Below are 13,484 nucleotides of genomic sequence, written 5' to 3' on the forward strand. Positions count from 1 at the left end.
AGCTTTCCTGTGATAAAATATATAAATTAGTGGCCATTTTGTTTAGAAATTTGTATTTTGCATATTGACTTTTTGAAGTAAAAAGATTGACCAAATGATTTTATTGTGTTATTATGCTATCATACTAAAGTATAGAGGAAAGGATGCAGCCTCCCAATGAAAATATATGATAAAATTACGCCAGAGGGTACCAGAGATCTGTTGTTTGAGGAATGTCAGACCATCCGCTGGGTGACTGCACAGCTGGCGGAGGAATTTAAAAGCCGTGGCTACGGCGAGGTAATGACTCCGTCTATTGAGTTTTTTGACGTATTTGCGGCCAATTCCACCTATTTTCCTCAAGAATCCATGTATAAACTCATCGACAATAAGGGAAGAATCATTGTTCTTCGGCCAGATATGACGACGCCTATTGCGCGACTGACTGCTACCCGTATGAAAAATCAGACCTTCCCACTGCGATTTTATTATAACGGAAAGGTTCACCGGGTGACGCCCAGCCACAGCGGGCGAAGCGATGAAATTTTTCAGATGGGCGTGGAGCTTATCGGCGCCAACACCTCCCGTTCCGATCTGGAAGTGATCGCTTTGTCGGGAGAATGTTTGAGGAGGATTAATCCGGATGCTTTCCGCATTGAATTGGGCCACATCGGATTGTTCCAGGGACTGGTAAAGCAGTTGGAAGCTGATGATTACACCAAAGAGGAGATCAGAAGATATATAGAAGCAAAAAATTATGGTGCACTTAATGCTCTATTGGACAAATTCGAAGGGAATCCAGCCGCCCAGGCCCTAAAAAAATTGCCGTCTTTGTTTGGCGGCGAAGAAGTTTTTGCGCAGGCAAAGGAGCTCAGTGTAACGGAAGACTTTTCTGATATACTCGACTATCTTCGCAGTGTCTATGAAAGCTTAGGCAGGCTTGGGCTCAAGGATAAAGTCATTATCGACCTAGGCCTTGTGAACCAAGGAAATTATTATACCGGCGTAATCTTCCGGGGATATTTGGAAGGCATTGGAGAACCCCTTGTTTCCGGCGGGCGCTATGATAACCTTTTACGCGATTTTGGAGCGGATTTGGCGGCAACCGGTTTTGGCATTGACATCAATTTAGCGGTAAAATTTTTGCTAAAAAATCATGACTTTATCCGTCCAACCCAATCTAAGGCCATTGTTTTTGGCCGGGATGGCTATGAGACCAAAGCAATTGAGTATGTAAAACAATTGATACCCGAACTCGGACAGTGTGAGCTTTCTGTCTTTGATACGGAAGAAGAGACAAAAGCTTATGCCAGAAAAAAAGGAATTGGTAAGCTTTATATCGTAGGTGAGGATATTACCATTGTAGATATTGGAGGGGAGAAAGCATGAAACCCATGCGGATAGCGCTGACAAAGGGCAGGTTAGAAAAGGATACGGTAGCCCTCTTTGAAAAAATTGGTTTTGATTGTACCAATCTAAAAGAAAAAGGCCGGCGTCTGATCTTGGAGATTCCGGGAGAAAATATCGAAGTTGTGCTGGCGAAAGCAGCTGATGTCATCACCTATGTGGAGCATGGCGTCTGCGATATGGGAGTAGTAGGAAAGGATACCATCATGGAAAACGGTACATCTTTCTATGAAATGATGGATCTCGGTTTCGGCAAATGTAAATTTGCTTTGGCCACTCAGAAAGGCTCTGATTTTTACGCAGGATACAATACCAAATGCATTGCAACCAAATATCCCAAGGTGGCGCGGAGCTACTTTGAAGGGAAAAGCATGGATGTAGATGTAGTGAAAATCGAGGGATCGGTTGAATTGGCGCCGTTGCTGGGATTGGCAGATGGCATTGTGGATATTGTAGAAACTGGAACAACCCTCAAGGAAAACGGTCTGGAAGTGAGCGAGTTTATCTGTGATATTTCGGCCCGTGTGATTGTGAATATTGCGAGCCTTAAGTTACGTAAACAGGAAATCGAGGGCCTTTTAGAAAAAATTGCCAAAGTGAAGGAGGAGAAAAAATGATCCAGGTAGTGAAAGCGGATGGAATCCAGGAAAGGGCATTACTCTCCCAACTGAAAAACCGCAGTGAAGAGGTGGATCGGAAGGTAACCGTGGCAGTGACTGAGATTATTGATGCAGTCAGGGCCAAGGGTGATGAGGCGGTTCGGGAATACACCCTAAAGTTTGATGGCAAGTGCCCGGAACAGTTTGAAATTTCCAAAGCGGATATGCAGCGGGCGTTGGATGAAGCGGATCCAGAATTTGTTGCTTCACTTCAGCGTGCAAAAGAGAATATAGTAGACTTTCACAGACGGCAAAAACACCAAAGCTTTATCGATGCAAAGGCAAACGGTGTGATTTTAGGCCAAAGGATTCGTGGCCTGCACCGGGTGGGCCTCTATGTGCCTGGGGGGACAGCGGCTTATCCCTCATCGGTTTTGATGAATGCTATTCCCGCCAAAGTGGCAGGGGTCAAGGAAATTGTGATGATAACTCCGCCGCTGAAAACTGGTGGCGCCAATCCAGACATTTTAGTGGCGGCGGCTATTGCTGGTGTTGACAGGGTATTCCTGGCAGGCGGAGCACAGGCTGTGGCAGCTTTGGCCTATGGCACTGAGAGCATTCCACGTGTGGATAAGATTGTAGGTCCTGGGAATATTTATGTAGCCACAGCCAAACGGCTTCTCTATGGAACTGTGGACATCGACATGGTAGCGGGCCCCAGTGAAATTCTGATTATGGCGGATGAAAATGCGCCAGCGCCTTTTGTGGCGGCGGATTTGATGAGCCAGGCCGAGCATGATGTATTGGCCTCCGCCATATTGCTGACTACCAGCGAGAGGCTAGCACAGCAGGTAGTAGAGGAAGTGAAGAACCAGTCGGAATCTCTCTCTAGAAAAGAGATTATTGCCCAATCTTTGCAGGATTTTGGGGCTATTATCATCTGCAAGGATAACGATCAAATGGTGGAATACGCCAATGAGATTGCGCCAGAACATCTGGAAGTAATGATGGCAAATCCTTTGGAATATTTAGGCCGGCTAGACAACGCAGGTTCGGTATTCTTGGGCAATTATTCTCCAGAGCCTTTGGGAGATTACTTTGCAGGTCCCAACCATGTTCTGCCCACTAGCGGGACTGCTCGGTTCTTCTCTCCGCTTTCTGTGGATAGCTTTATTAAAAAGTCAAGTTATATTTATTATACAGAAGCTGAGCTGTGCAGGGCTAAGGATGATATTATGCGCATTGCAAATCGAGAAGGGCTGACGGCTCATGCTAATTCCATTAAGGTGCGTTTCTAAGTAAAATTGCGGAAAGGTGAATCATCATGTCTTATTCACTGAATGAAAAGCTGCGGGATTTGGTTCCCTACGACCCAATTAGCGGTAATTTCGAAATCCGGCTGGATGCCAATGAAAGCTTTTTTCAGGTAGATGAAGAAATTCTGGCAGCTTTTAAAGAAAGTCTCTCTCAAGTACAGTTTAATCGCTATCCCGATCCATATGCCAGACGTCTCAATGAAAGCTTTGCCAGCTTTTATGGGATTGATCCCGCTTATGTGACGGCAGGAAATGGTTCAGATGAGCTCATCGGTGTCATTACCTCATCCTTTTTGGAAAAGGGAGATACCGTTGTGACCTTTGCGCCGGATTTTTCAATGTATCGATTTTATGCAAGCATTTATGAGGCGAAAAATATTGATGTCTCTAAGGAAAAAAGCTTTGCCATCGATGTGGATAAGGCCATTGCACGGATCCGGGAAGAGAAAGCAAAGATGGTGATCTTTTCTAACCCATGTAATCCAACGTCTTTGGGCCTTAACAGAGAACAGGTACGCCGCCTTATTACTTCGGTTGATGCACTGGTAGTGGTGGATGAAGCCTATATGGACTTTTGGGATCAATCCATTTTACAGGAAGTTCACCAGTATGACAATGTGATTGTCCTGCGTACTTGTTCTAAGGCGATGGGAATGGCTGCTCTGCGCCTGGGATTTGCTGTGGCCAACCCCACCATTACAAGAGCGCTCCGTGCTGTGAAATCTCCCTATAATGTCAATACTATTTCCCAGGAAATGGGAACAATTATATTTTCCTATCCAGAAAAAATTCATGAAAGAACCAAAGCCATTATTGCTGCGAAAGAAGAGTTGGAGAACGCGCTTCGAAAACTATCCACCCAAAGGCAGCAGATCCAGGAAATCTATCACAGCTGTACCAATTTTGTATTTGTAAAATTCAAAGACAGCCAAAAGGTATTTGAACGTCTTTTATCCATGTCCATTGCGGTACGGCATATGGGAGACTACCTTCGCTTGACGGCAGGAAATAGGGAAGAAAATCAGCGGCTGATAACTTGTTTGGATCAAATTCTCAGTGAGGAGGGGTAAACATGCGCATTGGAAAACAGGAGAGGCGTACTAGGGAAACCGAGATTTGTGTCACCATTGATCTAGATGGTTCAGGAAAAGCAAAAATTGCAACGGGGGTCGGATTTCTTGACCATATGTTGAATTCTTTTGCCGTTCATGGACGATTTGACCTGGAAGTCGTGGTGGAGAAATCAGATTTGGAGATAGATTGCCATCACACGGTTGAGGATACCGGCATTGTTCTAGGCAAGGCAATTGGGGAGGCATTGGGAGATAAGGCGGGAATTGCCCGTTTTGGAAGTTTTTATATTCCCATGGATGAAGCCCTCAGTTTTGCCGCTGTAGATATTAGCGGCCGTCCTTTTTTGGTATATGACAATGTCCACAAAAATGAAATGATCGGCAATTATGAAACCGATATGACTGAGGAGTTTTTCCGGGCGGTGGTCTTTAACGCGGGGATGACACTGCACCTGAAGTCCTTATATGGTACCAATGACCATCATCGGATCGAAGCCATGTTTAAAGCTTTTGCCTATGCGATGGCCATGGCAGTAAAAAAGCTGGATACGGATGCGCCTGTTTCGACCAAAGGCGTGCTATAAAAGGGAGGGGACCTGATGATTGCCATTATTGACTATGGAGCGGGTAATCTTTTCAGCGTCAAGAATGCTTTGGACTATCTAGGGATTGAGAGCCAGATTACCGATGATGGCGGCCAAATTGCAAAGGCCGACGGCGTCATTTTACCTGGAGTGGGTGCTTTTCCTGACGCGATGAGAATGCTTACAAATCAGGGATTGAAGCCGGCTGTCCTGGAGGCTGCAGGAGAAAAGCCCTTTTTAGGAATTTGCCTAGGCATGCAGATGCTTTTTGATGAAGGTAGGGAATTTGAGATGGCACCGGGGCTGGGGCTGATTGACGGATATGTGGACAGGTTACAGACCCAGAAGCTAAAAATTCCCCATATGGGTTGGAATGAACTGCGGTATCAAAACCCTTGTGAGCTGTTGAAAGGCATCGAAGAAGGGGAATATGTCTACTTTGTCCATTCCTTTATGGCTTATACCGGGGATGAAAACATCGCCGCTTATTGTGATTACGATCAGAAGGTAACAGCATTGGTGCAGAGAGGATATGTGTTTGGAGCCCAATTTCATCCTGAGAAAAGTGGAGAAACCGGGCTGATGATGCTCAAAAACTTTGCGCGGCTTACAAAATGAAAGAAAGGGCAGAGAATATGATCATATTACCGGCCATCGATATTAAAGATGGACAGTGTGTTCGCCTGGTCAAAGGAGATTTTTCTACTGCACATAAAGTGGCAGAAGATCCGGTCACAACGGCAAAAGGCTTTGTTGACCAGGGAAGCCATTGGATTCATATGGTGGACTTGGATGGCGCAAAGCTGGCAAAACCCAAGAATACAGAGATTTTCACATCTGTGAAAAATGCGACCGGGCTGCATATGGAATTAGGCGGCGGTATTCGAGATATGAAAACCATTGCCTACTATCTGGAGCATGGTATCGATCGGGTCATTCTAGGGTCGATTGCTCTGAAAAGGCCGGACCTTGTCAAGGAGGCAATTCAGCAGTATGGCGGAGATCGCATTGCTGTAGGTATTGATGCAAAGGATGGTAAAGTTGCCACGGAGGGGTGGCTTTCCACCAGCGAGGTGAGCTATCTAGATCTGGCAAAATCCATGGAGCAATCAGGAGTAAGGGTGATTATCTTTACAGACATATCCAGAGATGGCACCCTTTCGGGGCCTAACTTGGATCAGCTCGGCGCACTGCAAAATGCAGTGTCCTGTGACATCATTGCCAGTGGCGGTATCAAAGAGATTGTGGATATCAAAAATTTGATGGAATTGGGACTCTACGGCGCAATCTGTGGCAAGTCTCTGTATCAGGGAACATTGTCCTTGCGCCAAGCCATAGAAACGGCGGGTGATCAAAATTGCTAGCTAAACGGATTATTCCCTGCCTGGATGTCCGGGATGGGCGTGTGGTCAAAGGCGTCAATTTTGTGGGAATCAAAGATGTAGGAGACCCGGTTGAATGTGCAATTATGTATGACCGCCAGGGCGCGGATGAAATTACCTTTCTCGATATTACCGCTACCCATGAGGGGCGAAAAACGATGGCGGATGTTGTGAGAAAGACGGCGAAAAATGTGTTTGTCCCTTTGACGGTGGGAGGAGGTATTTCCACTATCGAGGACTTTAGAACCATTCTGCGGGCCGGTGCGGATAAGATATCCGTCAACTCCTCGGCGGTCCGTAACCCGGATCTGGTGGCTCAGGCTGCGGATAAATTTGGCAGCCAGTGTGTAGTGGTGGCCATCGATGCCCGGCGGGATGGAAAAGGCGGCTTTCACGTTGTGGTCAACGGAGGCCGGATTGATACAGGGCTTGATGCTATTGCGTGGGCCCGAAAGGTCTATGAGATGGGGGCCGGAGAAATACTTCTTACCTCAATGGATGCTGACGGTACCAAGAATGGCTTTGATTTGGAACTGACCAATGCGGTATGCAATGTGGTTTCTATACCTGTGATTGCCTCGGGGGGCTGCGGGAGATTGGAGCATTTTTCAGAGGTTTTCCTCCAATCTGGGGCGGATGCGGCTCTGGCCGCTTCCTTGTTCCATTACAGAGAATTGACAGTTGGCCAGGTCAAGGACCATCTACGTGCCTGTGGTATTCCAGTGAGAAAAACAAGGGAGCGATAGAATATGGATTACGATCAGTATTTTAAGAAATCAGAGCTTATCCCTGCTATAGTGCAGGAAGCAGGAACGGGAGAGGTACTGATGTTGGCCTATGTCAATAGAGAAAGCCTTCAGAAGACTTTTGAAACAGGCTATACTTGGTTTTATAGCCGTTCCCGTCAGGAATTATGGAATAAGGGAGCAACTTCCGGGCATCTGCAAAAGATTGTGGAAATCTATGCGGATTGTGATGACGATACCTTTCTTTTTGTGGTAGAACAAACGGGTAATGCTTGTCATACAGGTGCCCACAGCTGCTTTTTCAAAAAACTGAAATAAAGGAGGAAAATCAGATGAACGAGACCCTACAGGGATTATATGAAGTGGTATGCGACCGTAAAAAGAACCCCAGTGAAGGATCCTACACCTGTTATCTTTTTGAAAAAGGAAAGGATAAAATTCTGAAAAAATGTGGGGAAGAATGTGCGGAAACCATTATTGCCGCAAAAAACTGCGACAATGATGAGCTCAAAAATGAAATCTGCGATTTGCTATACCACCTGATCGTATTGATGGTGGAAAGTGCTCTGCCCCTTTCCGATGTGATGGATGTTCTGGAGGAGAGAAGAAAGAAAATTTCTAATCTGAAAGTCATGAAGGTAGTAGATCATAATACTTAATGACAAGCATCATATGTAATGTTATAACGCTTTACAGATGATACTTCTGCATGTGTTCGCTCTTGAAAAAGTATTTTATTCATGCTATAATTGTTTACAATTAAGACGTGGAGATGGTGCCAGCATGCAGGAGCAACATAAAACAAAAATGGTTGTGGGACTTTTAGCGGCTGTGATAGCAGTAGGGGCTACCTTATGCGCGGCTGTTGTCAAGACGCAAAATTATATCGGTGACCTATTAGGGGATATGTCCCTATTTTAAGGGTAATAAAAAGCAGGACACATAGTGTCCTGCTTTTTTTGTTGTAGACCAAGCTGATAATTCTTAGATGAGAGATGATCACAGAATTTCTCCATCTTCAAATTTTTTCTGAAACCAGACATCCTTTACAGTGAAGGTTTTTCCGTTGAGATATGTCAGATGTTCAGCATCGGTAGAAAAATCGAACGTCAGTTGATAGGAATAAAGCGCTTGATAACGAAAGCCGGTATGCTGATTGTCTTTATTCCTTCCATATTTGCTGTCGCCTAAAAGAGGATGGCCGATATGAGCCATATGAGCGCGGATCTGATGGGTACGTCCAGTAATGAGATCGACTTCCAAAAGGGAGAAACGTCCTTTTTCGGAAAGCACTTTATATTTCGTGATCATGGTTCGACGGCCGGTACCAGGGGTATTGAAGACTCTCACTTGGTTTTTACTTTCATCCTTAATCATATAAGCTTTTAGGGTATCAGATTTGCGTTCCATACGTCCATGGACAATGCAAAGATATTTTTTATGCAGCTCCCGGTCCTTGATTTTTTGGTTGAGAACTCGTAGGGACGCTGCATTTTTGGCGGCTATGACAATGCCCCCGGTGTTGCGGTCAATGCGGTTACACAGCGCCGGAGCAAATACATTTTCCTTGCCCGGATTATACTCACCCTGCGCATATAAATAGTGCTGAATTCTGTTAATAAGGGTATCGACCTGCTCCGCATCATCTTCGTGAACCAGTAGGCCGGGCTTTTTGTCCACTAAAAGAATATTGTCATCTTCATAGAGAATATCGATCTCCTTTGGCGCGGACAGGAAAGGCCATTTGGTGATAGCTTCGCTGAAAAACTCATCGGCAATATAGAGTTCTAAGAGGTCCCCCTCTTTTAGACGAGTGGAAATTTCACAGCGCTTTTTATTAAGTTTAATTCTTTTAAGCCGGATGGATTTATAGAGAAGCGAGAGAGGAAGACGAGGGACGATTTTGGCAACAAAGCGATCGACTCGGGCACCCTCATCATTCTTTCCTATAGTAAACGCACGCATGGACATCCTCCAGGAAATATTTTTGTTTATTATAGCATATTTTTTCTATTCCTGTTTTTTTACTTGGGAAATTCTTTTTATTTTGCCTTTTCAAAAGAAGGCGAGTGGTTTATAATAAGGACAATATCTGAAGAGGGGTTGAATATTACAGATGATTACACGGGAAAGGGTATTGGAAATTTTAAAAGAGGCAGGAGTATTGCTCGAGGGTCATTTCCTGCTGACCAGTGGAAAACACAGCAATCGTTATCTGCAGTGCGCAAAAATTTTCCGCAATACAAAATATTCTGAAGAGCTTTGCCGCGCTTTGGCTGAGCAGTTCCAGGATGCGGGAGTAGAAGTTGTTATTGGACCGGCGATGGGTGCCGTGCAGATGGCCTATGAAGTCAGCCGTCATCTGGGATGTGAAAACTTTTTCGCAGAGCGTGAGGATGGCAAGATGACGCTGCGCCGGGGATTTGTTGTAAAACCTGGAATGAAGGTCCTGCTGGTAGAAGATGTGGTGACAACGGGCGGTTCTGTCAAAGAGGTGATGGAGATCGTCAGAGAGGCCGGTGGTGAAATTGTCGGTGTTGGTTCTATTGTAGACCGTACCAATGGAAAAATGGACTTTGGCGTTCCTTTTAAATCGGTAATTGCAGTGGATGTGCAGGCTTGGGAGCCACAGGATTGCCCGCTTTGTAAAGAGGGAAAAGTTGAACTAGTAAAACCGGGTAGCAGAAAACTCCCTGTAAAAAAATAAATTGTGCTTCATCTGCACTTTGGGGGAGAAATCTATGGAAGAGCAGCTTCATACAAATCACAGAGAACGGTTGCGGGATCGCTTTCTCAAGGATGGCCTTGACTCTTTCGAGCCACATAACGTGCTGGAACTGCTTTTGTTTTATGCGCAGCCAAGAGGAGATATGAACCCTTTAGCTCACCGCCTCATTGATACATTTGGCAGCCTGTCGGGAGTATTGGATGCGGCTATAGAGGATCTTTGTTCTGTCAAAGGGATGGGCAAGAACACAGCTGTATTTTTAAAGATGATCCCTCAATTATGCAGATACTATTTGGATGACAAGTACCAAAACGGGTTTATTATTGATAGCACCCAAAAGGCCGGAGAATTTCTTCTTCCCAAATTTGTAGGACGTACCAACGAGGTTGTCTATTTGGTTTGCTTAGATAATAAGGGAAAGGTAATTCATACCACCCAAGTGATTGAGGGAAGCGTCAATGCGACCCAAGTATCTGCCCGTCGAATTATTGAAATCGCAATCAGAACCAATGCTTCTGCAGTCATTATCTCCCATAACCATCCCAACGGTGTGGCAATTCCTTCGGGAGCCGATGTTGCCACCACTAGAGATTTGGATCAAGCTTTACGGCTAGTGGGGATCCAGCTCATGGATCATATTATTGTGGCAGAGGATGACTTCACCTCCATGGCGGATTCCGGAATTATTACCCCTGTCATGCGATAAAAATGGTTCTTCATTTTCATAAAAGGATTACATAATTTGTAAATGCGGTCTGTATTTTGGCAGACCGTATTTTTTTAGGAAAATCGATCCAATTGAATAAAAAATTCAGAAATAGTACACATATTTTCATAGGAAATCCGGTAAAATTCTAATTTGAGGAGTTATATAAACATGGGATATGATTTTCGATTGGCAAAAAATAATGAAATTGATACTATTTTTTCTCTATATAAAAAAAGAATTCAATGGATGGATAAATCTGGTATTCAGCAGTGGAATATGACAAATTATTTAGAAGTATATCCAATCAGCTATTATGCAGACCGCCAAAGGTTGGGAGAACTCTATGTCCTAAGTAAAGAGGATGTTGTTATTGGCGCCGTGGTTCTGTTACAAAGCGATGAATGTTGGCCCCAAATGGCAGATTCGCCAGCGTACTATGTGCACAATCTTGTTACTGAGTTATCAGTAAAAGGTGCAGGTAAGATTATTCTTTCAGAAGTGGAAAAAATGGCAATCAGTAAAGGAATACAATTCTTGCGTCTTGATTGTGCAGTAGATAATAAATTTTTGAATGAATATTACGAATCAATTGGGTATAAAATGGTTGGTTGTTGTAAGGAAGGAGCTTATATCGGCAATAAGCGAGAAAAAGAATTACACTGATAAATATCAATTATAAAATCGAAAAGTCGAGATTTTAGCTGTTTAGTAGCCATATAGGAGAAATGAAGTAACCATTTCTTTGAAAGTCAAAAGGTTTGCAATCTTTTGTCAATTGCGTCAATATTTCTAAATAGTGAGAATGTGATTTGTCACCATTCACGATAAAATACAAGTTTTTTTGTAAAGATGCTATAAATAATTGACAGGAAAGCAAGGCAAACGTATAATGATGGTATAATTTGCAAGTTGAGCAAAGCTCAAATACACTCTCACGAAGTGGCGATGTTTGTTGGAATCCAGTATGTTTCCGAACAGATATTGCCTTGTTTATTGAAAGAGAGAAAAATATTTTTGCAGTGGAAATAAGGATTTTGCTGCGGAGGTTGGAATGAAAAAGGCAAATAGGATTTTTTATATATCTTCTTTGGTGCTATGGGATTTTTTATGTACTTGGTTTTCCGTACAAATTAGCTTTAAACTAAAGTTTGGTTTTTTCCGAGAAATTCCTCAGTATTATCTCAATAACCAAGGGAGCTATATTCTTTTTTGCGCCCTGGTGATTATTGGACTCAATATTATTTTTCGATGCTATAACTCGGTGTGGCGCCATGCGGGGCTGTCAGAAGTAATCCGACAGGTGATATCGGTCCTTTTATTCGGCGTCATTGCCATTGCTACAGACCGGATTTTACGTCAGGGAATTCCCTTTGAGGTAATGATTCTAATTTCCGGCGTCATGTTGCTGAGTATGCTGCTTGGTCGGTTTTCTGTGGTTTTTGTTATTTTCATCAAGAATAAGCTGCAGGGAATACGAAAAAAGAAGCATATGCGCCGTATTTTGGTTTATGGTGCAGGGGAGTTGGGCGCTTATCTGCACAAAAAGCTTTATGACCATCCAGAAGACGGGATGCAGGTTGTGGCTTACCTAGACGATAAGAAGGAACTTCATGGATGTAAGGTGGCAGGCGTCAAGGTTTATGGCGGTTTTGATGAATTACCCGAAATCCTAGATGACCTGCATATTGACGAAGTCATTGTTGCCATTGCTAATCCTGATAAAGACTTCCTCAAACAGCTCATTCGGGTCTGCAAGTCAAAAAAATGCACTATCCGCCGCTTTGGGACCATCGACAACTTGGAAGAACGGGTGGAGAACGCGCGGCTCAATACCATTAACCTGGAGGAATTGCTGCGTCGGGACAGTGTACACCTGAATATGAAAGTGGTTAAGGATTTTGTCCAAGACAAGGTGGTATTAGTTACTGGCGGCTGTGGCTCTATTGGATCAGAAATTTGCCGACAGGTGCTTCGTTTTGGGGCAAAGAAGCTGATTGTTTTTGATATCAATGAAAACGGTCTTTTTGCTTTTGATAACGAGCTTAAAGAAATTTACGATCAAACCCGATACTCTATCCGTCTGGGATCGGTGAGAGACCGAAAAAGAATGGACGAAATATTCAAGGAGTTCGAACCTCAGTTGGTATTTCATGCGGCGGCTCATAAGCATGTGCCTATGATGGAACTCAATCCAAAGGAAGCCGTTAAGAATAATGTATTTGGGACGATCAATGTAGCTCAGGTGGCTATCAATCATCAAGCGGAGAAATTTATTCTCATTTCCACAGATAAGGCCGTTAATCCCACCAATATTATGGGGGCCTCGAAGAGGATTGCTGAAATGGTAATCCAGATGATGGACAAGGTCTCAGATACAGATTTTGCTGCGGTTCGCTTTGGCAACGTGTTGGGCTCCAACGGTAGTGTGGTTCCGTTCTTTCAAAAGCAGATTGAAGAAGGCGGACCTGTCACGGTTACGCATCCGGAGATGCGGCGATACTTTATGACCATTCCGGAGGCTGTGCAATTGGTTTTAGAGGCCGGCGCAATGGCAGACGGTGGCGAGATCTTCGTGCTGGATATGGGAGAGCCGGTGCTCATCTATGATTTGGCTTGCGATATGATTCGGCTTTCAGGACTTGAACCGGAAAAGGACATCAAAATCGTCTTTACTGGACTGCGTCCTGGTGAAAAGTTGTTTGAAGAGATTAGTCTGGCGGAGGAAAATACCACCAAAACGTCAAACAACAAAATTTATATTAATAAACCGGTGGAGAACAATCTCAACTGGTTTGCTAAAAATGTCAAGCATTTGGAGGAGACGCTGTCTTTACCGGGAATGGACGAAATGTTTGACTCGGTCAAGGATATTGTTTCCACCTTTGAGCACAATGATAATGTAAAGGAAATCTACGGCAATGAGTCGGCAGACCAATAAAAATTTATGCTGCACAGAGACAG

General features: G+C 44.1%; 15 protein-coding genes. 14 read left to right on the forward strand and 1 reads right to left on the reverse strand.

The features are described 5' to 3' along the window. Window positions 1-156: 156 nt before the first annotated feature. Genes hisZ through hisE form a run of 10 tightly spaced genes read left to right on the forward strand, consistent with a single transcriptional unit; the run spans window position 157 to window position 7,745 of the window. Window positions 157-1,368: an ATP phosphoribosyltransferase regulatory subunit gene (gene hisZ / locus WGC32_RS08900; protein WP_191481504.1), complete on the forward strand. Its 1,212-nt coding sequence runs from the start codon at window positions 157-159 to the stop codon at window positions 1,366-1,368. After that, window positions 1,365-2,003 (forward strand): ATP phosphoribosyltransferase, encoded by a 639-nt coding sequence (hisG, locus tag WGC32_RS08905; protein ID WP_191481505.1) that lies wholly within the window; start codon window positions 1,365-1,367, stop codon window positions 2,001-2,003. Before hisZ ends, hisG begins: the two co-directional genes overlap by 4 nt. Beyond that, a complete protein-coding gene (gene hisD / locus WGC32_RS08910) occupies window positions 2,000-3,283 on the forward strand; it encodes a histidinol dehydrogenase (protein ID WP_342681432.1) in 1,284 nt (427 codons plus the stop codon). Before hisG ends, hisD begins: the two co-directional genes overlap by 4 nt. A 26-nt stretch (window positions 3,284-3,309) precedes the next feature. After that, complete coding sequence (gene hisC / locus WGC32_RS08915) at window positions 3,310-4,371, forward strand: histidinol-phosphate transaminase (protein ID WP_342681433.1); 1,062 nt, start codon at window positions 3,310-3,312, stop codon at window positions 4,369-4,371. 2 nt (window positions 4,372-4,373) lie between these two features. Next, window positions 4,374-4,958, forward strand: coding sequence for an imidazoleglycerol-phosphate dehydratase HisB (gene hisB, locus WGC32_RS08920; RefSeq protein ID WP_342681434.1), 585 nt, complete (start codon window positions 4,374-4,376; stop codon window positions 4,956-4,958). 15 nt (window positions 4,959-4,973) lie between these two features. Then, entirely contained in the window at window positions 4,974-5,576 is a 603-nt protein-coding gene (gene hisH, locus WGC32_RS08925) for an imidazole glycerol phosphate synthase subunit HisH (RefSeq protein WP_342681435.1), read from the forward strand. Window positions 5,577-5,593: 17 nt separating this feature from the next. Continuing rightward, window positions 5,594-6,322 carry a 1-(5-phosphoribosyl)-5-[(5-phosphoribosylamino)methylideneamino]imidazole-4-carboxamide isomerase gene (gene hisA / locus WGC32_RS08930; protein WP_342681436.1) on the forward strand — a complete coding sequence of 243 codons (729 nt, stop codon included), beginning with the start codon at window positions 5,594-5,596 and terminating at the stop codon, window positions 6,320-6,322. Then, window positions 6,316-7,086 carry an imidazole glycerol phosphate synthase subunit HisF gene (hisF, locus tag WGC32_RS08935; protein WP_191481511.1) on the forward strand — a complete coding sequence of 257 codons (771 nt, stop codon included), beginning with the start codon at window positions 6,316-6,318 and terminating at the stop codon, window positions 7,084-7,086. Before hisA ends, hisF begins: the two co-directional genes overlap by 7 nt. 3 nt (window positions 7,087-7,089) lie before the next feature. Further along, window positions 7,090-7,404 (forward strand): phosphoribosyl-AMP cyclohydrolase, encoded by a 315-nt coding sequence (gene hisI / locus WGC32_RS08940; RefSeq protein WP_191481512.1) that lies wholly within the window; start codon window positions 7,090-7,092, stop codon window positions 7,402-7,404. Between the two features lie 14 nt (window positions 7,405-7,418). Then, window positions 7,419-7,745 (forward strand): phosphoribosyl-ATP diphosphatase, encoded by a 327-nt coding sequence (gene hisE / locus WGC32_RS08945; RefSeq protein ID WP_191510517.1) that lies wholly within the window; start codon window positions 7,419-7,421, stop codon window positions 7,743-7,745. 340 nt (window positions 7,746-8,085) lie between these two features. Here hisE and WGC32_RS08950 read toward each other — a convergent pair whose 3' ends face one another. Then, the gene (locus WGC32_RS08950) at window positions 8,086-9,051 is read right to left on the reverse strand and encodes an RluA family pseudouridine synthase (RefSeq protein WP_342681437.1); all 966 of its coding nucleotides are present in this window, start codon (window positions 9,049-9,051) and stop codon (window positions 8,086-8,088) included. Between the two features lie 151 nt (window positions 9,052-9,202). Here WGC32_RS08950 and pyrE point away from each other — a divergent pair, with 151 nt between their 5' ends. The 4 genes from pyrE to WGC32_RS08970 all read left to right on the forward strand — a co-directional run bounded on the left by pyrE (window position 9,203) and on the right by WGC32_RS08970 (window position 13,461). Beyond that, window positions 9,203-9,793 carry an orotate phosphoribosyltransferase gene (gene pyrE, locus WGC32_RS08955; protein ID WP_342681438.1) on the forward strand — a complete coding sequence of 197 codons (591 nt, stop codon included), beginning with the start codon at window positions 9,203-9,205 and terminating at the stop codon, window positions 9,791-9,793. Between the two features lie 34 nt (window positions 9,794-9,827). Then, complete coding sequence (radC, locus tag WGC32_RS08960) at window positions 9,828-10,520, forward strand: RadC family protein (protein WP_191481515.1); 693 nt, start codon at window positions 9,828-9,830, stop codon at window positions 10,518-10,520. Window positions 10,521-10,691: 171 nt separating this feature from the next. Further along, window positions 10,692-11,186, forward strand: a complete 495-nt coding sequence (locus WGC32_RS08965; RefSeq protein WP_342681439.1) for a GNAT family N-acetyltransferase — start codon at window positions 10,692-10,694, stop codon at window positions 11,184-11,186. Window positions 11,187-11,574: 388 nt separating this feature from the next. Further along, on the forward strand, window positions 11,575-13,461 hold the full coding sequence (locus WGC32_RS08970) for a nucleoside-diphosphate sugar epimerase/dehydratase (RefSeq protein WP_342681440.1): 1,887 nt from the start codon (window positions 11,575-11,577) through the stop codon (window positions 13,459-13,461). Window positions 13,462-13,484 lie beyond the last annotated feature (23 nt).

This window comes from Zongyangia acetica (genome assembly GCF_038739695.1).
Lineage (GTDB): Bacteria > Bacillota > Clostridia > Oscillospirales > Ruminococcaceae > Zongyangia > Zongyangia gallinarum.